Source organism: Microbacterium sp. RU1D, assembly GCF_900156435.1.
Classification (GTDB): Bacteria; Actinomycetota; Actinomycetes; order Actinomycetales; family Microbacteriaceae; genus Microbacterium.
Genome location: NZ_FTPQ01000001.1, coordinates 1,841,646 through 1,865,435 on the forward strand (window position 1 = coordinate 1,841,646; position 23,790 = coordinate 1,865,435).

Here is a 23,790-nt window from a genome sequence, read left to right on the forward strand (position 1 = left end):
CGCGTGTGAAAGGATCATGGCATGGCGGAACGCTTCACCTGGCCCGATCTGCTCTCCTCGTTGCTCGCGGGCACCGACCTCAGCGTGTCGGAGTCCACCTGGGCCATGCGGCAGGTCATGGCGGGCGAGGCCACGCCCTCCCAGCTCGCGGGCTTCCTGATGGCTCTGCGGGCCAAGGGGGAGACCGTCGAGGAGATCGTCGGTTTCCGTGACGCGATCCTCGAGGCCGCCGTGCCGCTGCCGGTGCGAGCCGATGTGCTCGACATCGTCGGCACCGGGGGAGACCGCTACGGCACGGTGAACGTGTCGACCATGGCGGCGGTGGTGGCGGCGGCATCCGGAGTGCCCGTGGTCAAGCACGGCAACCGTGCGGCGAGCTCGGCGTCGGGATCGAGCGACGTGCTGTCGTCGCTGGGTATCGCCCTGACGCTCTCGCCCGAGAAGGTCGCCGAGACTCTCGAGCGCACGGGCATCACATTCGCCTTCGCCTCGGCCTTCCACCCGGGCTTCCGTCACGCTGCGGCGACGCGTGCCGAGCTGGGCGTCCCGACCGTGTTCAACTTCCTGGGCCCGCTGTGCAACCCGGCCCGCGCGGAGGCCAACGCCGTCGGCGTCGCCCACCTCGATCGCGTGCCTCTCATCACGGGCGTCTTCCGCACGCGCGGCGCGACGGCGCTCGTCTTCCGCGGCGACGACGGCCTCGACGAGCTGACCACCACCGGGCACAGCCGCGTGTGGGAGATCAGTCGTGGCGACGTGCACGAGCACGATCTCGATCCGCGGGATCTCGGCATCCCGTTGGCTGACATCGACGATCTGCTGGGTGGGACCCCCGATCACAATGCCGAGGTGGTGCGGCGGGTGCTCGGCGGGGAGACCGGAGCGGTGCGCGACATCGTGCTGCTGAACGCCGCGGCGGGTCTGGTGTCGTTCCGACTGTTCCAGGATGCCGCCCAGGTGCAGCGACCGATCCTCGAGCGCCTCGCCGAAGCGATGGGCGATGCGGCCGCGGCGATCGACGACGGTCGTGCGTCCGCGAAGCTCGACGCCTGGGTGCAGACGTCGAAGGACCTGGCGGAGTAGCGCATGGACCCGCTCGACGCGCTCACCGAGATCGCGTACCTGCTCGAGCGGGAGCGATCGTCGCGCTACAAGTCCAAGGCATTCCGCGCGGCCGCCGCCGCGATCGAGGGCCTGACGGTCGAGCAGCTGCGGGAGCCGGGACTGCGCCGGCGGCCGGGGATCGGCGACTCGACCTTCGCCGTGATCCAGCAGGCCCTGGCCGGCGAGGTGCCCGAGCGGCTGGTGAAGCTGCGCGCGGAGGCGGCACCGGTGGGCGGGACCACGATCCGCCCGCTGCTGCGCGGCGACCTGCACAGCCACAGCGAGTGGTCGGACGGGCTGACCCCGATCGACGCGATGGTGGACGCCGCGCGCGGGCTCGGGCACGAGTACCTCGCGCTGACCGACCATTCTCCGCGCCTGACCGTCGCGAACGGTCTGTCGCCGGAGCGGCTGCGGGCGCAGATGCAGGTCGTGCGGGGGCATCGCGGCGACGGGTTCACGCTGCTCACGGGCATCGAGGTCGACATCCTCGACGACGGCAGTCTCGACCAGGAGGACGACCTGCTGCACGCGCTCGACGTGGTCGTGGCATCCGCTCATTCCAAACTGCGCATGGAACGACGGCCGATGACGGCGCGGTTGGTCGCGGCGGCGCGGAATCCGCGCGTCGACGTGCTCGGGCACGTGACGGGGCGTCTCGTGGAGGGGGCGCGGGGCACGCGCCCGCCGTCGGAGTTCGACGCCGAGGCGGTGTTCGCGGCATGCGCGGAGTCGGGTGTCGCGGTGGAGATCAATTCGCGGCCCGAGCGGCAGGATCCGCCCGACGAGCTGCTCGCCCAGGCGATCGCGGCGGGGTGCCTTTTCTCGATCGATTCCGACGCGCACGCCCCGGGCCAGCTGTCGCTGCTGGACCACGGGGCGGCGCGCGCCGAGGCGCTCGGGGTGCCCGTCGATCGGATCGTCACGACGTGGCCGCTGCCGCAGCTGCGGGAGTGGCTCGAACGCTCGCGCTGAGGTCAGCGCGGGAGGGCGGCGAGGGCGCGGGTCATCGACGAGCCCAGGTTCCACTTCTCGGCGAGGGCTGTCGCCGCATGCTCGTCGACGGACCCGAGTCTGTCGTCGAAGGGGGCGAGCTCGAGGTCGCGGGCGACGCGGACGACGGTGGGGGCGACCTCCAGGTAGTCGGCGGCGGCGGTGATCTTCGTGCGCTGCGCCGGCGTGCCCGCGGTCCCGTTCTCGACGGCGGCGATGATGGCATCCAAGGAGCCGTGCGCGGCCAGGAGCGACGCCGCGGACTTCTCGCCGATGCCGGTGACGCCGGGGAGGCCGTCGGAGGGATCGCCGCGCAGGACCGCGAAATCGGCGTACTGCGCGGCATGGACGCCGTACCTCGCCATCACGGCGGCGTCGTCGACGATCTCGAGGTTGCTCATGCCCCGGGCGGTGTAGATGATGCGGATGCCACGGGCGTCGTCGATGAGCTGGAACAGGTCGCGGTCGCCGGTCACGACGTCGACGGGGGCGTCGGCGCGCGTGGCGAGGGTGCCGATGACGTCGTCGGCCTCGTGCGCGGCAGCGCCGATGACGGGTATGCCGAGCGCAGCCAGCGTCTCGCGGATGAGGGGGATCTGAGCCTCGAGCGGATCGGGCACCTCTTCGACGTCGGGTCCGGAGGGCATCGCCTCGACGACGCGGTGCGCCTTGTAGCTCGGGAGCAGATCGACGCGCCAGGCGGGCCGCCAGTCGTCGTCCCAGCAGGCGACGAGGCGGGTGGGCGCGTAGGTGGTGACGAGCTTGGCGATCATGTCGAGAAGACCTCGGACCGCGTTGACCGATGACCCATCGGGGGCCTTCACCTTGTCGGGCACGCCGTAGAACGCGCGGAAGTACAGCGACGCGGTGTCGAGGAGCATGATGCGGTCGGTCACGGTTCCGATCCTGGCACGGCGAGCCGGAAGCGGGGGGTGCGGTCGCGGGGCCGCCAGGCGATCGACCTAGAGTGGCGGGATGTCTTTCGGGTCGGCATCCACTCGTCCACAGGCGTCGGCGCCGTGTCCCTGCGGGGGAGCGGAGTTCGGGGCGTGCTGCGCGCCGATCCTCGACGGCGCGGCCGCGCCGAGCGCGGAGCGGCTCATGCGCTCGCGCTACACCGCGTTCGTCGTCGGTGACCACGCGCACCTCGCCCGGTCGTGGCATCCGCGGACCCGGCCGGAGCACATCGACGCCGACGACGGCACCGTGTGGACGGGGCTCGACATCGACGACGCCGTGGAGGACGGGGATGCCGCGGTGGTGGCGTTCCGCGCGCGCTGGCGCCACGCCGATCGGGCCGGGGAGTTGGTCGAGCGGAGTCGCTTCGTGCGGCGGGGTGGGCGCTGGGTGTACGTCGACGGCGACGTGACGTGAGCCCGCAGGGCGGGGCGTCAACCCCGCGTGGGCGTGTCGGTGGTGCTCCGTAGGGTCGAGAGCGGATCCTCGGCGAAAGGACACGCATGATCCCCGACGCGCAACGCGACCTGCTCGAGAACCCCCACTACGGAAGTCTCGGTACCGTCCGTCCCGACGGGACGGTGCAGGTCAACCCGATGTGGTTCGCCTTCGACGGCGAGCACCTGCTGTTCACCCACACCGTGACCCGACAGAAGTACCGCAACCTGCAGCGCAACCCGTCGATGAGCCTGATGGTCTTCGACCCCGAGCGCCCGTACCGCTACATCGAGGTGCGCGGTCGCCTGATCGAGGCGGAACCCGACCCGGAGGGCGCGTTCTACGTGTTCCTCGGCAAGCGCTACGGCAATGCTCAGCAGGAGGCGCCGCCGGATCGCGCCGACCGCGTGATCCTGAAGATGTCGATCGACAAAGTAGGAGGACAGTGACATGGAACGCATCGTGATCATCGGAGGGCACGGGAAGGTGGCCCTCCACCTGGCGCGGCTGCTCGCCGACCGCGGCGACGAGGCCACCTCCGTCATCCGGAATCCCGACCAGGCCGGCGACATCGAGCAGGCGGGCGGGAAGCCTCTCGTGCTCGACGTCGAGAACGCCGACATCGACAAGATGGCGACGGCCTTCGAGGGCGCCGATGCGATCGTGTGGTCGGCGGGCGCGGGCGGCGGCAGCGCCGAGCGCACGTACGCGGTGGACCGCGACGCCGCGCAGCGCGCGATCGATGCCGCCGCACAGGCGGGCGTGCGGCGCTTCGTCATGGTGTCGTGGATCGGGTCGACGCCCGACCACGGGATCGACGCCGACGACTCGTTCTATGCGTACGCCGACGCGAAGCTCGCGGCCGACGACCACCTGCGGGCGAGCGAATTGGACTGGACCATCCTCGGCCCGGGCACGCTCACGCTCGACCCGCCGACGGGACGCATCACCACCGCACCGCAGGGCAAGGCGGAGGTCGCGCGCGCCGACGTCGCGGCCGTCGCCGCCGCCGTGCTGCTGCAGCCGGCGACCATCGGGCGCTTCATCCGCTTCGGTGCGGGGGACACGCTCATCGCCGAGGCGATCGTCGCCGACCACGCGGGGAGCGACGCGTGAGCGCCGTCGCCGACCGCGCGCAGACCCTCGTCGGGCTGCACGCCGCCCCCGAGATCCTCCGCGTCGTCAACGTGTGGGACGTCGTGTCGGCGCAGGCCGTCGCGGCCCTGCCCGAGACGAAGGCGCTCGCGACCGCGGGTCATTCGATCGCGGCCACCTTCGGGTATGAAGACGGCGAGAACATTCCCGTCGAGCTCATGCTCGACATGGTCGGGCGCATCGTCGCCGCCGTCGACGTGCCCGTCAGCGCGGACCTGGACGCCGGGTTCGGCAACCCGGGCGAGACGACGCGCCGGGCGATCGGCGTGGGTGTCGTCGGCGCCAACGTCGAGGACCAGGTGAAGCCGCTCGCCGAGGCCGTGGCCGCCGTCGAGGCGGTCATCGCCGCGGGTGAGGCGGAGGGCGTCCCGTTCGCCCTCAACGCGCGCACCGACGTGTTCTTGAAGGGTGCGGACCGCCCCCTCGACGACAAGATCGCGGACGCCGTCGAACGCGGCCGCGCCTTTCTCGCCGCCGGCGCCACCTCGGTGTTCGTCCCCGGCAAACTGGACGCCGACACCACCCGGCGGCTGGTCGAGGGGCTCGGGGAGCGCACGCTGAGCGTCATCGGCGTGCCGGGCAACCTCACGGCCGCCGAGTACGAGGCGCTCGGTGTCGCCCGCATCTCGTACGGCCCGCAGACCCAGCGCGTCGCCCTCACGGCGCTCCAGGACCTCGCGATCGACCTCTATGCGGATGGTGTCATCCCGTCGACGGTGCGCGAACTGAACTGACCGCGGTCACGGAGCCCGGGATGCCGCATGGGCGGTGTTCCGGGCTCCGTCGTGTCGCGCGCGGCATCCGGATACGCGTCGGCGCGGCAGGAGGGAGGGGTCAGACCTCGTCGTCGTCCTCGTCGACCACGATCACCCCGTCAGGAACAGGGTCGCCCAGGAGCGGCTCGGCCGCGAGGGTGAGGTCGATCGTCGCGCGGAGCAGGCCCCCGAGCGTCTCGGACCGCAGCAGCTCCATCTGGTCGAGCTCGCCGAGCGGGGCGATCGCGGCGACCTGCCAGGCGCGCGGGAGGGGTTCCTCCGACAGCTCGACCTCGGGGTCCCACCGCGTGCCGCCGTACTGCCGGGCGCGTCCGAGCACGCGGCGCACGATCCGCTCGGCCTCTTCGAGCAGCGGCGTCAGCGCGTCGTTCCATTCCAGGTCGGGCAGAGCACGAACGTCGGCGCGGGGGTAGGGCGCGTCGTCGAGCCACTCGACGATCTCGAAGCGCTCCGTTCCGCGCGCCACGATCTGCATCTGCCCGGCCTGGGGCACGACGTGGCTGAGCTGGGCCATCGTGCCGAGCGCGAACCGCTGGTCGCCCCCGCCGGTCTCGGAGCCGCGTTCGATGAGCACGACGCCGAAAGCGGGATCGGTCTCATCGAGCAGGCGCCCCAGCATGACGAGATAGCGCTCCTCGAAGATCCGCAGCGCGAGGGGCGTGTGCGGGAAGAGGACGGCCCCGAGGGGGAACATCGCGGTACCCATGGCCCCAGTCAACCAGCGCCGGACGGCGGCGGGGTCGCGCCGGCCCCGATCCCCAGGGGGCTTGCGCGGAGGACGCGGATGCCGTTCGGGTCAGTCCTCGCTCCCGCGCAGCGTCTCGTGCACGCGGTGCAGGTCCATCAGGAGCGACCCCGTGAGAACCCAGTGCAGCGTGGAGGGTGTCTGGATCTGCAGGGGGCGCGTGAGTGCGGGCTCGACGTCGGCCACCCGCTCGGGGCCCGTGTCGAGGGCGAAGGCGAGGCGGACGTCGTGGGCGGCCCGGTGCAACTGCTCGGCGATGGCGCGGACGGCCGGCTCGTCGACGATCGAGCTCTCGTAGCCGTCGTAGACGGCGCGGGTCATCCCCACCGTCTGCGTCACCACCGGGGTGAAGCGGTCGAGGAGGGCACCCATCTGGGCGAGGTCGGCGCGGTGGCGGTTGCTGCGCGGGTTCAGCGCGAGCGAGTCGGCGCCGTCGCGGATCGCATCGGCCGCGGCATCCCGGACCGGGCGCAACAGGCGCGCCTCGAGGAGGAGTCCCTCGAGGGATGCCGCGGTCTGCGGCGTCTCGAGGGCGTCGGCGAGGCGCTCGAGGGCGGCCGCCAGCTCGCGACCGAGGACGTCGACCTTCTCACGGGCGGCGGGCACGAGCACGGGCGGGACGAGGACCGCGTTGACGACGATGCCGATCGCGGCGCCGATGAGCGTCTCGAGCACGCGATCCAGGGCGTAGTTGGGGGTCGCGGTGCCGAGGGCGAGGACCAGCAGGGCGCTGATGGCGATCTGATTCGTGGCGCCCGGCGAGATGCGCGCGGCCCACGCGACCGCCAGCGCCACCCCGGCCGACAGCAGCGCGACCCAGGGCTGCGACCCGAAGATGAGGCCGAGGACGGCGGCGATGAGGACACCGACGATCACCCCGACGCTGCGTTCCACGGCGCGGGTGAACGACTGGTTGATGCTCGGTTGCACCACGAGGAGGGCCGCGATCGCGGCGAAGATCGGGGGAGGGCCCTGGACGAGCCATCCCGCGAGGAGCCAGGCGGCGACGATGGCGATCGCGGACTTGACCACCTGCAGCAGGGGGACGCGGCGCGGGGCGCGGACGTTCACGCTGTCGCGCATCGTGCGGAGGGCGGGGATGCGCACGGTCACTCCGTCCGCGCGACGATGTCGTCGGCGTTGTCGGCGACCCATTCCATGAGCGGGATCACCCGCGTCATGAGGTCGCGGCCGCGCGGCGTGAGCGCGTACTCGACGCGGGGCGGGACCTCGGGGTAGGCGGTGCGCTGGACGAGGCCGTCGCCTTCGAGCGTCTTCAGCGTGCTGGCGAGCATCTTCTCGCTGATGCCGGAGACGTTGCGGCGCAGGACGCCCCATCGCTGCGTGCCGTCGGACAGGGCCAGCAGCACGAGGACGCCCCACTTGCCCATCACGTGGTCGAGCACGGTGCGGGTGGGACACCCGTCGGTGAAGATCTCGGGGTTGCGGCCGCGGAGATCCGCAAGACTGACGCTCATGTGAGTACCTAACCAGAAAGTGGGTACCGGCATTCCGGAATGCGGGTGCTCCCGCGCGGTTTCACCCCGCGTACCGATCGAAAGGACCTCCCCATGACCCTCCTCGTCACCGCCGCCTCCGGACACCTCGGCCGCCTCGTCGTCGACGCCCTGCTCGAACGCGGCGTCGCGGCATCCGACATCGTCGCCGGCGTCCGCACCCCCTCGAAGGTCGACGACCTCGCGGCGCGCGGCGTCGGCGTCGTCGAACTCGACTACTCGCGGCCCGACACGCTCGCTCCGGCCCTGGAGGGCGTCGAGCGGGTGCTGCTGATCTCGGGCACCGACGCCGACCGCGTCGCCGGACACCGCAACGTCATCGAGGCCGCGCGGGCGGCGGGTGTGGAGCGACTCGTCTACACCAGCGCCCCGCGCGTCGACGAGATCGACTACGCGCTCGGCGCCGACCACAAGGCCACCGAGGAGGCCATCGCCGCCTCGGGCCTGTCGGCCACCGTGCTGCGTCACAACTGGTACACGGAGAACTACCTGGATGCCGTGGCCCGGGCCGCGCAGACCGGGGAGATCGTGGCGGCCGTCGGCGACGCACGCGTCGCGAGCGCCAGTCGACGCGACTACGCCGAGGCGGCGGCGCTCGCCCTGACCACTGACGAGCTCGCGGGCCGCACCCTCGAGGTCGGCGGCGACGTGGCCTGGACCTACGACGACCTCGCCGCGGCGGCGAGCGAGGTGCTCGGTCGTCCGGTGATTTACACGTCGGTGACCCTCGCGCAGCTGGAAGACGGGCTGAAGGCCGCGGGCCTGGATGCCGGGACGGCGGCGTTCATCGCCGGAACCGACGACGCGATCGCGCGCGGCGCGCTGTCGCAGACCGACGGCACGCTGTCGGCGCTCCTCGGGCGTCCGACAACGCCGCTGGTCGAGGGCCTGCGCGAGGGGCTCGCGGTCTGATGCACCCGCGTGAGTGGCCAGCATTTGTCGCTTGAGCACCTCGGCGGGCGACGATTTCTGGCGATTCACGCGTTTCCGAGGGCGGTCAGGCGGCGCTCGCGCATCGCCAGGAAGAGGGGGAAGGTGAAGGCGAACGCTGTCACGCCGGAGAGCACGATGTACAGCCACGCGAAGCGCATGCCGAGCCGCCGCCCCTCGACGATGAGGAAGACGCTTCCGGCGATCGCCACGACGAGCAGGTCGACCGTGAGGGACGACACCGCGGGGCCGCTCGTGAGGAGATCGCCGATGAAGTCGCGCATCTGCACGATGGCGAAGGCGTTGAAGGTCCACGTGCCGACCAGGCCCGCCAGTGACAGGACGAGGAACGCGACCGCGGTCGGCGTCCAGTGGCGTCGGATTTCGCTCATGACGCGATCCTGCCGCAGCGCCGATGTCGTCGGAGGGGGCTAGCGTCGGGGACATGGATGCCGACACCGCCCGGCGGATGCTGGAGGACCGCGAGCGCGAGACCGCCCATCGTCTCGCGCGCCTCATCCACGACGATGAGAGCCTCCGCCACGACCGCGCCGACGCGACCGCTGACGACGAGCACGACCCGGAGGGGTCGACGCTGTCGGGCGAGTGGGCCCAGGTCGATGCGCTGCGCCGCGGTGCCGAGGCCGAGCGCGCCGAGATCCGCGCCGCGCGCGAGCGCGTGGCATCCGGCACCTTCGGCGTCTGCGAGCGGTGCGGCCGGCCCATCGCCGACGCTCGCCTGGAGGCGCGGCCGTTCGCGCGCCTGTGCATCGACTGCGCGCGACAGGCCGGCGGCACGACCCCGGACGGAGGCGCCTAGGCTCGAAGAGTGGAACCCGTCCTCATCGTGCTGCTGTTCGCCAACGCCGTCTTCAACGCGGTCGTGTGGCCGCGCTTCTACCCCCGCATCGCGAAGGACCCCCGGGCGCGGGATGCCGCGGGCAAGCCGACGGCGTTCCTCATCGTGCACACCGTGCTGATCGCGATCGCCCTCGTGCTCGCCCTCGCGTCGGTCATCGCCGCCATCGCGAGCATCGTGAGCTGACCAGGCCCCGCTCGAGGCCTCGCGGTAGACTGGTCGCGCGGGTTCGCCCGCCGCACCTCGTGCATCTACCTACCGGACCGGCAAGGCGGCACTGCCCCACGCCCCGGAGATCCTCATGCACCACCCCGCCCCCGTCGTCGACCGCCCGCTGATTCATCACACCGGTTTCTGGTTCTTCCCGGTCGCGTTCGTCGCCCGGCTGCCGTTCGCGATGATGACCGTCGGGGTCCTGGCCCTCGTCGTGGCGCTGCGCGGCTCCGTGGCGCTCGGCGGGTTCACGTCCGCCGCCGTCGGTCTCGGCGTGGTCGTGGCCGGGCCGGTCCTGGGCGATCTCGCCGATCGGTACGGTCAGCGGCGCGTGCTCGTCCCGGTGGGGCTGGCCAACGGCATCCTGCTCGCCCTGTTCCCGCTCGTGGTGGCCGCAGCGCCCGGTGAGGCGTTGCTGCTGATGGCCGCGACGGCGATCGGACTCACCGGTCCGCAGACCGCCGCGATGTCGCGGAGCCGCGTGATGGCCCTCATCGGCGACCGGGTGCACCCCGCGCGGCGCGAGCGCACCTTCTCGCGCGCGATGGCCTACGAGTCGGCCGCGGACGAGACGGCGTTCGTCATCGGGCCCTTCGTCGTCGGCATCCTCGCCGCGCTCGTCGACCCGTGGGCGCCCATCGTCGGTGCCGCCGTGCTGAGCTTCGTCTTCGTCACCGCCTTCGCGCTGCACCCGACCGGGCGCGCCGTGCCCGCTCGGGAGGAGCGCGCCGAGATGGCGCCGTTCCGCGAGCTGCTGCATCCGCGGATGCTCGTGGTGGTCGCGGCGGTGTTCGGCGTCGGTCTGTTCTTCGGGTCGACCCTGACCTCGCTCACCGCGTTCATGGAGGCGCAGGGCGCACCCGAGGCGGGGGCCCTGCTCTACGGCGTGATGGGGGTGGGCTCAGCGGTGCTCGCACTCGCCGTCGCGGCCCTGCCCGCGCGCTTCGCGCTGCGCTGGCGGCTGGTGCTGTTCGCGGCTGTCCTCACGGCCTCGGCCGGGGCGTACACGGTCGGCGGATCGGTGGTGACGGTGACGATCGTGCTATGCCTCATGGGAATAGGCGTCGGACCCTCGCTCGTGACGTTGTTCAGCCTCGCCGGTCACCGTGCCCCGCGTGGACGCACCGCCTCGACGATGACCCTGATGGCCTCAGCGCTCACCCTCGCGCAGGCTCTGTCGTCGGCCGTCACCGGCGCCGTCGCCGAGAACGACGGCGTGGCCACGGCGATGCTCTTTCCGGCGGGGGCGGCGATGCTCGTGCTGGCGATGGCCGCGATCAACGCGTCGTCGACGCCGCGGTGGGACGCCGCCGCGTCCGCCTGACGGCGCCGCGCCGATCCGGAGTGGCCCGACGCGGGGTGTTCGCGTACCTAGGTCACGCGGCCGGCGCCCCACCCCCTCGACCGGCGCCCGCTCACACGGGCAGCGGGTAACGCCGTCGCAGCAGAAGGCGCTGCACGAGCGTCCACACGGTGGTCACCGCGAGGTACACACCCGCGGCCAGAGGCACGAACATCGCGACGACCGCGGTGCTGAAATGCAGCGCGCCCGTGATCGTGCCCATCCAGGCGGGAGCCGCGGGGTCGTGGGGAGGGCGGAGCAGTCGACGTGTCAGCTCCGCCGCGCCGGCGATCACGGCGATGACGAGACCCGGGACGACGAGGGCCGTGGCATCCGGTGTTCCCGTCGTGATCACGGAGACCAGGCTCCGCCCCAGGGGCGCGCCCCAGAGGTCGTGCGCGAGGAGCGCGTTGGGCTGCCCGCCGACGGTCGGGTGCAGGAACACCGCGTACAGCAGCCCCACCACGGGCGCCTGGGCGAGCACGGGCAGGCATCCGGCGAGGGGAGAGGCGCCCTCGTCGCGGTACAGCTGCATCGTCTCGCGCTGCAGGCGTTCCGGGTTCGTCCTCCACCGCTCCTGCAGGGCGCGCAGCCGTGGCGCGAGGCGCGCGCGGGTCTGCTCGGCGCGGGCCTGCGAGACACCGACGGGAAGGAGGAGCAGGCGGACGGCGACCGTTACGGCGACGATCGCGAGGGTGGCTGCCGCGCCGCCGACGAGGGGGTCGAAGACCGCGGTGAGGCCGAGCAGAGCCCGGGTGGTCATCTCGAGCAGGAGAGCGAGGGGAGGGAGGGCGAAGAGGTCCACGGGGCGTCCAATCGATGAGGCGATCACGTCGGCATCGGTCGCGGGGCGCTGCCACCGGGGACGGCGGACAGGCGGGCGACCGGCATCACCGGACCCGGTGAGACGCCGTGGATGCCGCGGGGCGGCGGGGATGCTCGGGTCAGGCGACGCGCAGGACGCGGCCCGGGGCGCGCGGGCGCGGGTGCCCGGCGGCATCCGGATCGCTCTGCGCGAGCGGCGCCGACGGATCGACGGGGCGCGGGCTCGGTAGAGCAAGGGCGGCCAGGAGCGCCGGGAGGACGACCAGCACGATCACGGCCGTGACGACGACCGCGGCGGCCAGGACGACCGCGAGCAGCGGTGCACCCCCACCGGGGGTCAGGGCCAGCTCGGCCGAGACGAGCACCAGGTTGAGCAGGGCGATCATCGATGCGATCACACGCTCACCCCCCGGAAGACTCGAGCTTCCACGGTAGCAGCGGGCCGCTCGCTACGCTGTCGCCATGACCACCCTCGTGCTCACCATCGTCGGAGACGACCGCGCGGGCCTGGTGTCGTCCGTCGCCGACATCGTCGACGCCCACGGCGGCAACTGGGAGAACAGCGAACTCGCCGAGCTGGCGGGCGCCTTCGCCGGCATCGTCGAGGTCTCGATCGCCGCCGATCGCGCCGACGCGCTGCGCAGCGCCCTCGAGGGCTTGGCCGGCACGCTCGCCGTGACCGTGCACGCCGGGGCCGCCCTCGACACCGGGCCCGCGGTCCGCGCGGTGACGTTCGACGTGGTCGGCAACGACCGCCCGGGCATCGTGCGCGAGCTGTCGTCGGCCCTGAGCGCCCACGGCGCGAGCATCGAGCGCATGTCGACGCAGACCACGGATGCCGCGATGGCGGGCGGGCGTCTGTTCGAGGCATCGATCACGGCGACGCTCGCCGCGGACGTCGCTGTCGACGACCTCGTGAGCGAGCTCGAGCGTTTGGCGACGGAGATCCAGGTGGACGTCACGCTGGCCGACGAGGCCTGACTCCGCGCCCCGGACGGGCGTGGCATCCGGTGTCAGGCGGGGCGGCGCAGCCGGGTGAACTCAGCCCCTTCGCGCGGCGGACCGCCGCCCGCGTCCGACGAGGCGGGCGATGCCGCGCCATCCGAGCAGGAACAGCGCCAGGGTGATCGCCGCGACGATGACGAACGCCACCGCGACGCCTTGACCGCTCACGGCGCGCAACACCATGCCGAGGACCACCGTGACGGCCCAGACGGGCAGGCCCGTGCGGACGACCGCGAGAGGGCGGCGCCACGCCCGGGACACCAGCCACCCGATGAGCAGGGCGACGAGGAAGGGCCAGGCCGTCGTCGCGAGCCCCGAACCGAACGATCCGAGCACATCGCCGTCGTGGGTCGCCCGCCCGATGGCCGCGAAGACGATCACGAGGACGGCGTCCGCGATGAGGGCGAGAGCGGCGGGGGAGCGGCGGGGCGTTGACACGCCTCCATTCTCGCTCTCGCCGGCGCGTTTCGACGACGTATCGACTTCCGCAGACGTCGGGGCAACACGGTCTGCGGTGTGCTGGGGCTCCCTCGACCCGGAGGTTCCGATGACCGAACGTTCCGCACCGCTGCTCACCCCCGCCCGCGTGCTGAGCGCCACCGGCATCCTCGCCGTGATCGCGGCGCTGACGCTCGCGCCCCGCGCGATCGCCGGGCCCGCGCGCGCCCTCGCGCTCGGCGTGCTCGATCGCCTTCCGTCGCCGTGGACCGACGTGCTGTTCGGCGGGGGCACCGACGTGGCGCTGAACATCGGGTTCTTCATCCCTCTCGGGGCGGCGGTGGCGCTCCTGCTGCCGCTGCGGTGGGCCCCGGCATCCGTGCTGATGGGGGCGGCGGTGTCGGCCACGGTCGAGATCGCACAGACCGTCATCCCCGGGCGCGTCCCCGATTCGGGCGACGTGGTGGCGAACACCGCGGGGGCGCTGATCGGGACGGTGGTCGTCGTCGTCGCGAGGCTGCTCGCGCGCCGGTGACGGCGACCTGTCACACGTCCGTCGTCAGCGTGGCAGGCGGAGCCGCGCGTGGAGGCCCCCGCCGTCTCGGGGCCAGAGTTCGAGCACGCCGTCGTGCACGCGCGCGACGGACGCCACGATCGCGAGACCGAGTCCGGTGCCGTCGGCGCGCCCGCGCGTGCGCCCGGCTCCCCGCACGAACGGCTCGGGGAGCGTGGAGACGAGGGCGTTCGTGAGCGGGGCACCGGTGTTGACGACGTCGAGGAGCACCTGTTCACCGTCGTCGTGCACGCTCACGCGTACCCACCCGCCCGCGATGTTGTGAACGACGGCGTTGCGTACGAGGTTCGCCGCCGCCGGGGCGAGGAGCGTCTCGTCGCCCGGGGCCGTCACCCCGGGAGCGGTCGTGACCGTCAACTCGACACCGGCGCGCTCGGCCTCGGACCGCGCCTCGGCGACCGCTTCCCGCACGAGCGAGCCGACGTCGACGGGGCCGTGGGGCTGAGGCGTCGTCCGACCCGCCCCCGAGAGCGTGAGCAGCGCCTCGGTGAGACGGATGGCGCGCTCGTTGGTGGTGTCGAGCCGGTCGAGGAGCGTGCCGAGGTCGATGCCGGACGGGTCGGCGCGCGCCACCTCCAGCAGGGTGCGCATCGTCGCGTGCGGGGTGCGGAGCTCGTGCGACGCGTTCGCGGCGAACCGCTTCTGCTCCTCGAAGGTCTCGCCGACACGGGCGAGCATCGCGTCGAAGGTGTCGGCCAGATCGGTGAGCTCGTCGCGACGGCCGGGCAGGTCGACGCGGCGCCGCAGGTCGCCGCCCTGCACGGCGCGGGCGGTGTCGGTGATGCGGGTGAGCGGTCGCAGCATGAGACCCGACACCACCCACCCGCCGCCGAGGCCGACGACCGCGAGGCCCGCGACCGTGTACCAGGCGTAGCGGATGAACGCCTCGGCGAGGTCTCCGCGGGCGGGCGTGAACGCGCCGCTGTCGGAGGAGAGATTGCCGTCGGGGAGGAACCGCAGCACGAGGAATCCGAGCGTGAAGACGGCGATCCCGACGATGACGACGAACGCGGCGTAGCTCAGGGTGAGCTTGAGGCGCACCGAGAGGCCGGGAGCCCGCTCACGCATCGAGGGGACCCATGCGGTACCCCACGCCCGGCACCGTCTGGATGAGCCAGGGCTCGCCGAGGCGCTTCCTCAGCGTGGAGATGGTGATGCGCACGGCATTCGTGAACGGATCGGCGTTCTCGTCCCACGCGCGCTCCAGCAGCGTCTCGGCGCTGACGACACCGCCTGCCGCCGCCATCAGGACCTCGAGCACCGCGAACTGCTTCCGCGTGAGCGAGACGTATCGCCCGTCGCGGTAGACCTCGCGCCGGAAGGGATCGAGACGGATGCCGTCGCCCTCGAGGACGGGTGGGGCGGATGCCGCCGGGCGGCGGGCGAGCGCGCGCAGACGCAGGACCAGCTCACGCAGGATGAAGGGTTTCGTCAGGTAGTCGTCGGCGCCGCTCTCGAAACCCGCCGCCTTGTCGTCGAGGCGGTCCGCGGCGGTGAGCATCAGCACGCGTGGAGCGGTCGGACGGGCGGCCAGGTCGCGCGCGATGTCGTCACCGTTCGGGCCGGGGATGTCGCGGTCGAGGACGACGACGTCGTAGGCGGTGTGGCCGAGCAGGTCGAGAGCCGAGTCGCCGTCGCCGGCGATGTCGGCCGCGATCGCCTCGAGCCGCAGGCCGTCGCGGATCGCCTCGGCGAGGAAGGGCTCGTCCTCGACGATCAGCACGCGCATCCCGACATCGTAGGCGGGCGCGTGTATCGCCGGCGTATGCGTGAGTAGCGTGGACCCATGCCGACGCGCCTCCTGCTCCTGGCCGACACGCACGTGCCGAAGAGGGCCCGGTCCCTGCCCGCGGCGGTGCGGCGGGCGGCATCCGGGGTCGACCTGATCGTGCACGCGGGGGACTGGGTCCAGGAGAGCGTGCTCGACGAGTTGTCGGCGATCGGCCCTGTGCTGGGGGTCTGGGGCAACAACGACGGGGACGACCTGCGTGCGCGTCTGCCCGAGGTGGCCCGGGCTGAGATCGACGGGGTGCGCCTGGCGGTCGTGCACGAGACGGGCCCCGCCACGGGCCGCGAGAATCGGATGGATGCCGCCTTCCCCGAGGCGGACGTCCTGGTGTTCGGGCACAGCCACATCCCGTGGGACTCCGAGACGCCCGCCGGCCTGCGTCTGCTCAACCCCGGATCGCCGACCGATCGACGGCGCCAGCCGGCGTGCACGCTCATGACGGCCACGCTGTCGGACGGCGGAGTGCGCGACGTCGTCCTGCACGAGATCTCGCGCGACTGACACGGGTCGGCCCGGGCGGGTCTATCGTCCCCGTATGCCCGCCGCCATACGCCCCGGCAACGGCCGGCGGGGTCGACTTGCTGCATGCGCCCGACTCGCTCCCTCCCTCCCGTTCGTCGTCGCCTCCTCACGCTCCTGGTCGCCGCGAGCGGAGCGATCGCGGTGCTCACCGGCGCCATCACCCTCCTGTCGTCGATGACGGCGTCGACGTTCGTCGCGGGCGTCGTCGCGGCGGGACCGTTCTCTCCGACCGAGGCCGACGGCACGATCCCGGATGCCGAGCCGCTCACGCTGCGCGACGAAGACCACCCCGCGTTGGCCCGCCTCGATGTCGACCTGCTCGAGGCTTTGCGCGCCGCGGAGGAGGCGGCCGGTGTCGACGGGGTCTCGTTCGACATCACCAGCGGATGGCGGAGCGCGGACTACCAGCGGTGGCTGATGCAGGAGGCGATCCGCACATATGGCAGTGAAGAGCTGGCGCGGGAGTTCGTCGCCACGCCCGAGCAGTCCAGCCACGTGACCGGCCACGCCGTCGACATCGGATCGTTGGAGGCGCAGCTGTGGATCATGGAGCACGGACGCGCGTGGGGGCTCTGCCAGACCTACGCGAACGAGAGGTGGCACATCGAGCGTGCGACCACGGACGGCGGTGAGTGCCCGCCGCCTCACGCGGATGCGCGCGGGTGACGGCGCGTGTCGACGGTCGGGTATCGGGGCCGGAGCTCGCGGCTCCGTCCTCCCCGACGACGGTCGACCCCGTCACCGCACGGACGACGACGGCGCCGCACCCGGGAGGGGGCGGCGCCGTCGTGCGGGGCGGGATCACTCGGCGTTGAGGTGGCGCGCCGCCGAGGTCATCGGGCACTCGAACGGATCGCGGGCGGCCAGGCCCACGCGATTCAGGTAGCGGATGACGATGCCGTACGACTGGAACAGCGTCGTCTCGACGTAGGGCACGTCGAGCGTCGCGCAGTGTTCACGCACGATGACGCGGGCACGGCTGAGGTGCGGGCGCGGCATGTTCGGGAACAGGTGGTGCTCGATCTGGTAATTCAGCCCGCCCATGAGCCAGGTGGCCCACCAGCCGCCCGAGACGTTGCGCGAGGTGCGTACCTGCTTGCTGAAGAAGTCGAGCTTCGCACCCGGCTCGATGACCGGCATCCCCTTGTGGTTGGGCGCGAAGGAGGCGCCCATGTAAATGCCGAAGACCGCGACCGAGACGCCGAAGAAGGCGAAGGCCAGCCCGACCGGGAGGAAGACGAAGATCGGGGCGATGAAGAGCGTGTGGCGCACCGCGAGGAGGGCGAGCTCCTTCCAGCGGTCCTTGTTCTCGCCGCGCGAGAGCAGATGGCGCAGCGCGAGGACGTAGAGGTTGATGCCCTCGAAGGCCAGGAGGGGGAAGAAGAGGTAGCCCTGGCGCTGGGTGATCCAACGCTGGACGCCGCGCGCCTTGGCGGCGTCGACGTCGAGGAACGAGATCGTGTCGATCTCGATGTCGGGGTCTTTGCCGACGCGGTTCGGGTTGGCGTGGTGGCGGGTGTGCTTCGATGCCCACCACGAGCGACTCATGCCGACGATGCCGTTGCCGATGAACAGGCCGAGGCGGTCGTTGGCGGGGCCGGAGGCGAAGATCTGGCGATGCGCGGCCTCATGTGCCAGGAACGCGACTTGCGTGAACAGGATGCCGAGGACGGCGGCGATGATGAGCTGGAACCAGCTGTCGCCCAGCAGGATGAAGCCGGTGATGCATCCGGCGAACCCGAGCACGATCGCGGCGGCGACACCCGCGTAGAACCGGGGCGTGCGGACGAGGAGTCCGCTTTCTCGGACGACCTGCGACAGCTCCGTGTAGGCCTTGGTGATCGGGGGGAAGTCCTTGGTACCGGAATAGGTCTGACGTACGGGGCCGAGGCGGGACTCGGCGACGGGGGTAGCGATCTGCTGCTCCTCGGGTGTGCGTTCTGCGATTACCGGGCCGGCGCGGCTGAGCGGCCCGAACTTCACATTACGGGTCGCCGTATAAAGGCCCAGGAATACATCCACATGTGCAGGAGCCTCACGGGAAACGGAAACATCCGCGGGTCGCGGGCGGGCGCGCACTGTTCCGGCTTCCGGCGGTGCAGCTCTCTTGCCACCGTCCGGAAACGGCGAAAGCCGGGGCGTCGCAATGGCGACGCGCCCGGCTTCCGCGCAGGAGAGCGAAGCTCAGAGGGGGCGGATGTTCGCCGCCTGCATGCCCTTGGGGCCCTGCTCAGCGTCGAACTCGACCTTCTGGGCCTCGGTGAGCTCCTTGAAGCCGTTGCCCTGGATCGCGCTGAAGTGCGCGAACAGGTCGGCCGAGCCGTCATCGGGAGCGATGAAGCCGTAGCCCTTTTCGGAGTTGAACCATTTCACGGTGCCAGTGGCCATCGTGTTCTTCCTTTATTCATGTTGGGCCGCAGATGCGACCGTGGGTGCCGCTCCGACGCGTGCGGAGCGGACGGGGACGCCGCGGCACCGAGTCGGTGACACGGACGCGGTGCCCGTCGACCGCGGCCTGAGCCGCATCGACGGACGCATGGACGCCGAGGTTCTCGCCGAGCGGGCCCTGGGCTTCGTAGCCCGAGGTGGCCGCGCCGACGAAACCGGCGTAGTCGGATCCGGCCGTCGCGACGTACACGTCGAGATCGGCCTGGCGCCACGACAGTGGCGAGGGGTGAAGCAGAGACACGAGAACTTTCCGCGAGTGCGACGCGAGGACCGAAGCCGTCGAGCGAGGCACGCGATGATTGAGGGAGGGAATGCTGTCGGAAACGGCTCGGCGCCGTGCGCCCGGCATCTCAGCGATGAGGCGGGCGTCGATGAAGCAAGTCCCAGAACGAATACCTTCACGGTAGCACGGATGTCTGACCGTCGCCGGGGAACTTTCGAGGGCGGATCAGGTGCGCTGCACTGGGGGGATGGCATCCCTCTCCTCCTCAGCCTCGGACGACGAGCGCTGGCTCGTCATCGACGGCAGGCGCTGGCGGCGTACCGACCCCGCGCTGCCCGACGAGATCGCGGCGGCCCTGCGCTCGCACCTCGGCCGGGCGCGTGCCGCGGTCCGCGTCGGGAAGCGCGACGGGGACGACGACGCCGTGGCCGGCGCCCGCCGTCGCGTCGGCCTGGCCAAGGGTGGCCTGGGCGAGCGGGGACCGCGGTGGTGGGACGACGAGGTGCCGGCGCGGATGTCGCGGGCGCGGGAGGCTCTGGTCGAACTCGACCGCCTCGCTCCACCGAGAGCAGACGGTGCGCCCTCCGTCAACACGTAGCGCGGAGCGGGGCGAGGCGGTGGGCTGAGATCTCCACGACCGAGGGAGAGTCATGTCATCCACTGTTTCCGAGCTGGACAAGCTCAACGAGCTGCTGAAGAAGTTCCGCTTCGCGATGGTCACCACGCGCGCCGAGGGCGGCGATCTGCACGCCCACCCGCTCACGGTGCAGGAGACCGAGTCCGACGGCGACCTGTGGTTCATCGTGGGAACCCACGCATCGGCGGTCGAGCACGTGCGCCGCGACCCGAAGGTCGGCCTGTCGTTCAGCAGTGACGGCACGTGGCTGTCGCTCGCGGGCGAGGCCGAGGTGGTCGACGACCTCGCGAAGCTGAAGGAGCTGTGGTCGACGAGCGTCGAGGCGTGGTTCCCGGACGGACCCGAGTCGCCCGGGGTGACGTTGCTGAAGGTCTCCGCCCTGACGGGGGAGTACTGGGGCAGCGCCGGCGGGCGCATCGCGACGGCGATCGCGCTGGTCACCTCGAAGGTCACGGGCGACCGTCCGCGCGGCGGGGAGAAGGAGACCTTCGACCTGACCGACTGACGACGGGCGGGTCGGCGCCTCGGCTGCCGCCCCGCCCCGCCGTCGCCCCCGCGCGCGCAGGGACGGATGCCCCGATGCGCGCCCCCGCGCGCGCAGGGACGGATGCCCCGATGCGCGCGGGGGCGTGCTCGACGCGGTCTCAGCCGCCCGAGGGGTTGTCGACGGGGGCGTCGTCGTCGTCGGTGGTGGGGACCGACGGCGCGTCGGCGGTCTCGAGCTCGTCGGGCTCGTCGGCGGTATCGGGGGTGCGTTCTGCGAAGGTGTCCATCCCGGCACCCGACCACTCGGCCGCTCCTCGCGCACGGGCCTTGCGCGAAGCGGATCGGCGTGCGAGCGCAAGCCCCCGCGACCGGTTCGGCCGCTTTGCGACCATGACGGCATGTCACGACCCGAGGTGCGATCCAAGCCGTGCGCTTATTGCGGCCGCCCGTTCACCGATCGGAAGCGCTGGAGCGGACGCGACCAGTGGGACCAGGTGCTCTACTGCTCGCGGGGATGCCGGTCGAAGGCCGCGGCGCAGAGGCGTCACGCGTGAACGCGGCGTCGGCCGCGCGGGAGCGGGCGGGGGTGCCGGCATGAAGGCCGCGCTGATCCTGGCGACCCAGCAGTTCGAGGAGCACCCGGCCTACGACGACGACGACGTGGAGGAGTTCTTCTTCATCGAGTCGGCGCCGCGCTTCGCGAAACTGCCGTACCACCGGCACAAGATCGTGCTGCTCGTGTCGGCCATGCGGCACACGGCCGCGCGCCTGGAGTCCGAGGGCCGGACCGTCCGGCGCGTCACCCTCGACGACGATCTCACCTTCAAGGCGGGGCTCGAACGCCTGCTCGAGAAGCATCGCGTCACCGAGCTCGTCTGGATGAGCGATCCCAACCGGCCCGTCGACGAGAGGATCTCGGCGATCTGCGCCGCGCACGACGTCGACACCGACATCCTCTCCGACGGTCTCTTCCTCACGCCCGAGGAGGACATCGACGCCTGGTTCGCGGAACACCCCACGCCCCTCATGGAGGACTTCTACCACTGGCAGCGGCGGCGGACCGGCATCCTGATGGACGGGGGCAGGCCCGCGGGGCGCCGCTGGAACTTCGACGCCGACAACCGCAAGGCGCTGCCGAAGAAGGGCGTCGACATCCCGCCCCTGCCGACGCTCGAGCACGATGAGATCACGCGCGCGGTCATCGCGGAGGTCGACGAGCGCTTCCCCGGGCATCCCGGGACGGCAGGGGAGTTCTGGCTCCCGGTCACGCCCGAGGACTCGCGCGACTGGCTCGACGTCTTCGTCGCCGAGCGTCTGCACGACTTCGGTCGGTACGAGGACGCCATGAAGGCCGACGAGCCGTTCCTCTTCCACGCCATCATCTCGCCGATGCTGAACATCGGGCTCCTCACCGTCGAGGAAGTGGTCGCCGCCGCCACCCGCACCGACGCGCCGCTGGCATCCGTCGAGGGGTTCATCCGCCAGGTGATCGGGTGGCGCGAATACATGCGCGGCATGTACCGCGCGCACCCGAGGCTGGAGCACGTGAACGCGCTGCACCTCGAACAGCGCATCCAGAAGTACTGGTACTCGGGCCAGCGGATGCCGAGCGACCTGCCGATCCCGGTGTGCACGGTGCTCGAGCGGGTGCACCGCTGGGGCTACGCGCACCACATCGAGCGGCTGATGGTGCTGGGCAACTGGTTCTTGCTGCAGGGCTATGCCCCGCGGCAGGTGAACGCCTGGTTCCTCGCGCTGTTCGTCGACGCATACGACTGGGTCATGGTGCCCAATGTGATGGGCATGAGCCAGTTCGCCGACGGCGGGTTCGTCGCGACCAAGCCGTACGTCTCGGGCGGGGCCTACCTGCAGAAGATGGGCGGGTGGTGGCCGTCGGCTCAGGATGCCAAGGACTCGGCGTTCACGGACGCGTACTGGGCGTTCCTCGAGCGGCACGAGGACGTGCTGACGGGCAACCACCGGCTGGGTCTGGCGCTGGCCCAGATGCGCAAGCGTCGCGACGCGAGAGAGTAGCGCGGACGAAGGTGGCGGAACCTGTCGAAGCCACCGGGCGTCGCGTAGGTTCCGGTCCCTTCGACAGGCTCAAGGACCTGGGCGCGAGGGTTTCGCACCGGGGCCGCGCGGGGTGCGGTCGCTTCAGCGGGCTCAGCGACCCGGATTCGAGGGGGCTGTGGGTGCAGGTCCGTTCGACGGGCTCGACGACCTCCGTGATCGCCGAGCCCGTCGGGGCGTCCGTGCGTTCAGCTCTTCAGCTTGTTCAGGGACGAGCCCTTGTGCGCGGCGGTCGAGCCCGACTTCTCCGACGTGACGATGTAGGCGGGGTCGTCATCGGATGCCGTGAACTTCTGGCCGTCGTGCTGGAAGTCCTTCGTCTTCTTCTCCACGACCTCGCCCTGGGTCTTGCCCTGCGGGGTGTCCCAGCTGACGCGGTCGCCCTTCGACAGATCCTTCGACATGTCCTGTCCCTTTCGTTCGTGTGGGGCCATGGTTTCGAGGCCGAGGCGCCGTCTGCGGGGGATTGACAGGCTACGCCGACGCGCACCGCTACCGCCTGGGCACGAACTACCAGCAGCTGCCGGTCAACCGTCCGCACTCCGAGGTGCACTCGTACTCGAAGGAGGGCGCGGTGCGCTACGAGTACAACCCGCCCGAGGTGCCGGTCTACGCGCCCCACTCCGCCGGGGGTCCCGCGGCCGACCCGCGTCGCGCGGGCGACGGCGGCTGGCAGAGCGACGGCGAGCTCGTGCGCTCGGCGGCGACGCTGCACCCCGAAGACGACGACCGGGGGCAGGCCGGCGCGCTCGTGCGCGAGGTCATGTCGGCCGAGGAGCGCGACCGTCTCGTCGAGACCGTCGCCTGCCGCGTCGGCGGCGTGACGCGCGCCGAGGTGCGCGACCGGGCCGTGCAGTACGGGAAGAACGTGGATGCCGAGATCGGCGCGCGCGTGGAGGCCGCCCTTCCGCCGCTCGAGGACTCGACCGCTCCCGGCGAGCAGCTGAGCGAGCCGAACCCCGACGGCGACCTCGTCGGAACGGACGTCGCGGGGAAGATCTGAGCCGCACCCGCTCGCCCGCACCGCGCCGGTCCCCTCGAGGGGCCGGCGCGGTCGCGTACACGCGCGGGGTGGGCGCGCGTCAGAGCGCCGCGCGATCGGCTCGCGTGAGCCGCCACCGGGATGCCAGCACCCCGGCGATCAGCGCGCCCGCGCCGCCCGCGATCATGTCGCCGATGGTGTCGTCGTACGTGACGAAGATCGCGTCGGTGATGAAGCGGTACCCGAACCACTCCACCATCTCCCAGACGGCGCTGAGCGCGAGCCCGGCGATCGTGGCGACCACGATCGGGGTGCGGCGGCGGCCGGTCGGTGCGATCACGCCCGTGTCGTCGAGGAGCACCAGGGCGACCGCGGCGAGCACTCCCGTGCACGCGAGGTGCACGACGAGGTCCCACCCGGTCCATGCGCGGTACAGGTCCAGCACGTTGCTGCCCGCGGCGACGAACACCGTGACGCAGGTGACGAGGTCCAGACCAGAGCGTAGCCCGATCATGCGCGAGAGCATCACGGCCGGCAACGACATCGACAGCACGGCGAAGTCGGTGAACGGCAGGACGAACAGCGAGACGATCACGATCACGATGGCCGCGGCCCGCACCGCATCGGCGAGCCACTCGGTGACGCTGCGCGGCGGCCGCTTGAGATTGGCGTACATCGCCGGGATCAGCGGCATCCATGCCTCCCGTCCGCGGGCGGGCGGTGCGCGATCGCCACGCGTGCCGTGTGCGGGAGAGGCCT

The 23,790-nt window shown here is 71.7% G+C and carries 35 protein-coding genes; 19 read left to right on the forward strand and 16 right to left on the reverse strand.

What is annotated here, in order from left to right; translation table 11 throughout:
• Positions 1–21: 21 nt before the first annotated feature.
• Positions 22–1,083 carry an anthranilate phosphoribosyltransferase gene (gene trpD / locus B0B15_RS08455; RefSeq protein WP_076674938.1) on the forward strand — a complete coding sequence of 354 codons (1,062 nt, stop codon included), beginning with the start codon at positions 22–24 and terminating at the stop codon, positions 1,081–1,083.
• 3 nt (positions 1,084–1,086) lie between these two features.
• Positions 1,087–2,079, forward strand: coding sequence for a PHP domain-containing protein (locus tag B0B15_RS08460; RefSeq protein ID WP_076674940.1), 993 nt, complete (start codon positions 1,087–1,089; stop codon positions 2,077–2,079).
• Positions 2,080–2,081: 2 nt separating this feature from the next.
• On the opposite strand, the gene B0B15_RS08465 is transcribed toward B0B15_RS08460, so the two are convergent.
• Positions 2,082–2,993 carry a 5'-3' exonuclease gene (locus B0B15_RS08465; RefSeq protein ID WP_083708916.1) on the reverse strand — a complete coding sequence of 304 codons (912 nt, stop codon included), beginning with the start codon at positions 2,991–2,993 and terminating at the stop codon, positions 2,082–2,084.
• Between the two features lie 79 nt (positions 2,994–3,072).
• Between B0B15_RS08465 and B0B15_RS08470 the strand changes: the two genes are divergently transcribed.
• The 4 genes from B0B15_RS08470 to B0B15_RS08485 all read left to right on the forward strand — a co-directional run bounded on the left by B0B15_RS08470 (position 3,073) and on the right by B0B15_RS08485 (position 5,381).
• Positions 3,073–3,471 carry a YchJ family protein gene (locus tag B0B15_RS08470; RefSeq protein WP_076674942.1) on the forward strand — a complete coding sequence of 133 codons (399 nt, stop codon included), beginning with the start codon at positions 3,073–3,075 and terminating at the stop codon, positions 3,469–3,471.
• An 86-nt stretch (positions 3,472–3,557) separates the two neighbouring features.
• Entirely contained in the window at positions 3,558–3,941 is a 384-nt protein-coding gene (locus B0B15_RS08475) for a PPOX class F420-dependent oxidoreductase (RefSeq protein ID WP_076674943.1), read from the forward strand.
• A gap of 1 nt (position 3,942) precedes the next feature.
• On the forward strand, positions 3,943–4,608 hold the full coding sequence (locus tag B0B15_RS08480; RefSeq protein WP_076674945.1) for an NAD(P)H-binding protein: 666 nt from the start codon (positions 3,943–3,945) through the stop codon (positions 4,606–4,608).
• Positions 4,605–5,381: an isocitrate lyase/PEP mutase family protein gene (locus tag B0B15_RS08485; RefSeq protein WP_076674946.1), complete on the forward strand. Its 777-nt coding sequence runs from the start codon at positions 4,605–4,607 to the stop codon at positions 5,379–5,381. The genes B0B15_RS08480 and B0B15_RS08485 overlap by 4 nt, the downstream gene beginning before the upstream one ends.
• Positions 5,382–5,481: 100 nt before the next feature.
• Here the strand turns inward: B0B15_RS08485 and B0B15_RS08490 are convergent, their stop codons facing one another.
• The 3 genes from B0B15_RS08490 to B0B15_RS08500 form a co-directional block, all read right to left on the reverse strand.
• Positions 5,482–6,129, reverse strand: a complete 648-nt coding sequence (locus tag B0B15_RS08490) for an LON peptidase substrate-binding domain-containing protein (protein ID WP_076674948.1) — start codon at positions 6,127–6,129, stop codon at positions 5,482–5,484.
• Between the two features lie 90 nt (positions 6,130–6,219).
• Positions 6,220–7,281: an FUSC family protein gene (locus tag B0B15_RS08495; RefSeq protein WP_306169548.1), complete on the reverse strand. Its 1,062-nt coding sequence runs from the start codon at positions 7,279–7,281 to the stop codon at positions 6,220–6,222.
• The gene (locus B0B15_RS08500) at positions 7,278–7,646 is read right to left on the reverse strand and encodes a winged helix-turn-helix transcriptional regulator (protein ID WP_076674949.1); all 369 of its coding nucleotides are present in this window, start codon (positions 7,644–7,646) and stop codon (positions 7,278–7,280) included. Before B0B15_RS08500 ends, B0B15_RS08495 begins: the two co-directional genes overlap by 4 nt.
• A gap of 93 nt (positions 7,647–7,739) precedes the next feature.
• Here B0B15_RS08500 and B0B15_RS08505 point away from each other — a divergent pair, with 93 nt between their 5' ends.
• Positions 7,740–8,597 carry an SDR family oxidoreductase gene (locus B0B15_RS08505; RefSeq protein ID WP_076674951.1) on the forward strand — a complete coding sequence of 286 codons (858 nt, stop codon included), beginning with the start codon at positions 7,740–7,742 and terminating at the stop codon, positions 8,595–8,597.
• 65 nt (positions 8,598–8,662) lie between these two features.
• On the opposite strand, the gene B0B15_RS08510 is transcribed toward B0B15_RS08505, so the two are convergent.
• On the reverse strand, positions 8,663–9,007 hold the full coding sequence (locus B0B15_RS08510; RefSeq protein ID WP_076674952.1) for a DUF2834 domain-containing protein: 345 nt from the start codon (positions 9,005–9,007) through the stop codon (positions 8,663–8,665).
• 53 nt (positions 9,008–9,060) lie between these two features.
• Between B0B15_RS08510 and B0B15_RS08515 the strand changes: the two genes are divergently transcribed.
• From B0B15_RS08515 to B0B15_RS08525, 3 genes are all read left to right on the forward strand, one after another.
• Positions 9,061–9,435, forward strand: coding sequence for a TraR/DksA family transcriptional regulator (locus B0B15_RS08515; protein ID WP_076674954.1), 375 nt, complete (start codon positions 9,061–9,063; stop codon positions 9,433–9,435).
• Positions 9,436–9,444: 9 nt separating this feature from the next.
• A complete protein-coding gene (locus B0B15_RS08520) occupies positions 9,445–9,660 on the forward strand; it encodes an SCO4848 family membrane protein (RefSeq protein ID WP_076674955.1) in 216 nt (71 codons plus the stop codon).
• A 115-nt stretch (positions 9,661–9,775) separates the two neighbouring features.
• Complete coding sequence (locus B0B15_RS08525) at positions 9,776–11,011, forward strand: MFS transporter (protein WP_076674957.1); 1,236 nt, start codon at positions 9,776–9,778, stop codon at positions 11,009–11,011.
• A gap of 91 nt (positions 11,012–11,102) precedes the next feature.
• On the opposite strand, the gene B0B15_RS08530 is transcribed toward B0B15_RS08525, so the two are convergent.
• Entirely contained in the window at positions 11,103–11,834 is a 732-nt protein-coding gene (locus B0B15_RS08530; RefSeq protein ID WP_076674959.1) for a YidC/Oxa1 family membrane protein insertase, read from the reverse strand.
• A 139-nt stretch (positions 11,835–11,973) separates the two neighbouring features.
• A complete protein-coding gene (locus B0B15_RS08535; protein WP_143016348.1) occupies positions 11,974–12,240 on the reverse strand; it encodes a DUF6412 domain-containing protein in 267 nt (88 codons plus the stop codon).
• Between the two features lie 76 nt (positions 12,241–12,316).
• On the opposite strand from B0B15_RS08535, the gene B0B15_RS08540 reads away from it, so the two are divergent.
• Positions 12,317–12,835, forward strand: coding sequence for a glycine cleavage system transcriptional repressor (locus tag B0B15_RS08540; RefSeq protein ID WP_076674962.1), 519 nt, complete (start codon positions 12,317–12,319; stop codon positions 12,833–12,835).
• 60 nt (positions 12,836–12,895) lie between these two features.
• On the opposite strand, the gene B0B15_RS08545 is transcribed toward B0B15_RS08540, so the two are convergent.
• Entirely contained in the window at positions 12,896–13,297 is a 402-nt protein-coding gene (locus B0B15_RS08545) for a DUF3054 domain-containing protein (protein ID WP_076674963.1), read from the reverse strand.
• Between the two features lie 109 nt (positions 13,298–13,406).
• Between B0B15_RS08545 and B0B15_RS08550 the strand changes: the two genes are divergently transcribed.
• Positions 13,407–13,832 carry a VanZ family protein gene (locus B0B15_RS08550; protein WP_076674965.1) on the forward strand — a complete coding sequence of 142 codons (426 nt, stop codon included), beginning with the start codon at positions 13,407–13,409 and terminating at the stop codon, positions 13,830–13,832.
• Positions 13,833–13,856: 24 nt separating this feature from the next.
• On the opposite strand, the gene B0B15_RS08555 is transcribed toward B0B15_RS08550, so the two are convergent.
• Both B0B15_RS08555 and B0B15_RS08560 read right to left on the reverse strand, forming a co-directional pair.
• On the reverse strand, positions 13,857–14,939 hold the full coding sequence (locus B0B15_RS08555; protein WP_076674966.1) for a sensor histidine kinase: 1,083 nt from the start codon (positions 14,937–14,939) through the stop codon (positions 13,857–13,859).
• Positions 14,932–15,600, reverse strand: a complete 669-nt coding sequence (locus tag B0B15_RS08560) for a response regulator transcription factor (RefSeq protein WP_076674968.1) — start codon at positions 15,598–15,600, stop codon at positions 14,932–14,934. The genes B0B15_RS08555 and B0B15_RS08560 overlap by 8 nt, the downstream gene beginning before the upstream one ends.
• A 57-nt stretch (positions 15,601–15,657) precedes the next feature.
• On the opposite strand from B0B15_RS08560, the gene B0B15_RS08565 reads away from it, so the two are divergent.
• Both B0B15_RS08565 and B0B15_RS08570 read left to right on the forward strand, forming a co-directional pair.
• Positions 15,658–16,161 (forward strand): metallophosphoesterase family protein, encoded by a 504-nt coding sequence (locus B0B15_RS08565; protein WP_076674970.1) that lies wholly within the window; start codon positions 15,658–15,660, stop codon positions 16,159–16,161.
• Between the two features lie 84 nt (positions 16,162–16,245).
• Positions 16,246–16,848, forward strand: a complete 603-nt coding sequence (locus B0B15_RS08570) for a D-alanyl-D-alanine carboxypeptidase family protein (RefSeq protein ID WP_076674971.1) — start codon at positions 16,246–16,248, stop codon at positions 16,846–16,848.
• A gap of 135 nt (positions 16,849–16,983) precedes the next feature.
• Here B0B15_RS08570 and B0B15_RS08575 read toward each other — a convergent pair whose 3' ends face one another.
• From B0B15_RS08575 to B0B15_RS08585, 3 genes are all read right to left on the reverse strand, one after another.
• Positions 16,984–18,099, reverse strand: coding sequence for a fatty acid desaturase family protein (locus tag B0B15_RS08575; RefSeq protein ID WP_076675306.1), 1,116 nt, complete (start codon positions 18,097–18,099; stop codon positions 16,984–16,986).
• A gap of 267 nt (positions 18,100–18,366) precedes the next feature.
• Positions 18,367–18,570: a cold-shock protein gene (locus tag B0B15_RS08580; protein WP_013583139.1), complete on the reverse strand. Its 204-nt coding sequence runs from the start codon at positions 18,568–18,570 to the stop codon at positions 18,367–18,369.
• Positions 18,571–18,586: 16 nt separating this feature from the next.
• Positions 18,587–18,871, reverse strand: a complete 285-nt coding sequence (locus B0B15_RS08585) for a hypothetical protein (RefSeq protein ID WP_076674973.1) — start codon at positions 18,869–18,871, stop codon at positions 18,587–18,589.
• A gap of 229 nt (positions 18,872–19,100) precedes the next feature.
• Here B0B15_RS08585 and B0B15_RS08590 point away from each other — a divergent pair, with 229 nt between their 5' ends.
• Together B0B15_RS08590 and B0B15_RS08595 are read left to right on the forward strand one after the other, a co-directional pair.
• Positions 19,101–19,451 (forward strand): biopolymer transporter Tol, encoded by a 351-nt coding sequence (locus B0B15_RS08590; protein ID WP_076674974.1) that lies wholly within the window; start codon positions 19,101–19,103, stop codon positions 19,449–19,451.
• Between the two features lie 52 nt (positions 19,452–19,503).
• Positions 19,504–19,995: a pyridoxamine 5'-phosphate oxidase family protein gene (locus B0B15_RS08595; RefSeq protein WP_076674976.1), complete on the forward strand. Its 492-nt coding sequence runs from the start codon at positions 19,504–19,506 to the stop codon at positions 19,993–19,995.
• A gap of 139 nt (positions 19,996–20,134) precedes the next feature.
• Here B0B15_RS08595 and B0B15_RS16815 read toward each other — a convergent pair whose 3' ends face one another.
• Positions 20,135–20,263 (reverse strand): hypothetical protein, encoded by a 129-nt coding sequence (locus tag B0B15_RS16815; RefSeq protein ID WP_256334244.1) that lies wholly within the window; start codon positions 20,261–20,263, stop codon positions 20,135–20,137.
• A gap of 111 nt (positions 20,264–20,374) precedes the next feature.
• Between B0B15_RS16815 and B0B15_RS08600 the strand changes: the two genes are divergently transcribed.
• Both B0B15_RS08600 and B0B15_RS08605 read left to right on the forward strand, forming a co-directional pair.
• Positions 20,375–20,530, forward strand: coding sequence for a DUF2256 domain-containing protein (locus B0B15_RS08600; RefSeq protein WP_076674977.1), 156 nt, complete (start codon positions 20,375–20,377; stop codon positions 20,528–20,530).
• 40 nt (positions 20,531–20,570) lie between these two features.
• On the forward strand, positions 20,571–22,010 hold the full coding sequence (locus B0B15_RS08605) for a cryptochrome/photolyase family protein (protein ID WP_076674979.1): 1,440 nt from the start codon (positions 20,571–20,573) through the stop codon (positions 22,008–22,010).
• A gap of 227 nt (positions 22,011–22,237) precedes the next feature.
• Here the strand turns inward: B0B15_RS08605 and B0B15_RS08610 are convergent, their stop codons facing one another.
• On the reverse strand, positions 22,238–22,453 hold the full coding sequence (locus B0B15_RS08610) for a hypervirulence associated TUDOR domain-containing protein (protein WP_076674980.1): 216 nt from the start codon (positions 22,451–22,453) through the stop codon (positions 22,238–22,240).
• Between the two features lie 62 nt (positions 22,454–22,515).
• Between B0B15_RS08610 and B0B15_RS08615 the strand changes: the two genes are divergently transcribed.
• Entirely contained in the window at positions 22,516–23,052 is a 537-nt protein-coding gene (locus B0B15_RS08615; protein WP_306169549.1) for a catalase-related domain-containing protein, read from the forward strand.
• 79 nt (positions 23,053–23,131) lie between these two features.
• On the opposite strand, the gene B0B15_RS08620 is transcribed toward B0B15_RS08615, so the two are convergent.
• On the reverse strand, positions 23,132–23,725 hold the full coding sequence (locus B0B15_RS08620; RefSeq protein ID WP_256334245.1) for a DUF2238 domain-containing protein: 594 nt from the start codon (positions 23,723–23,725) through the stop codon (positions 23,132–23,134).
• Positions 23,726–23,790 lie beyond the last annotated feature (65 nt).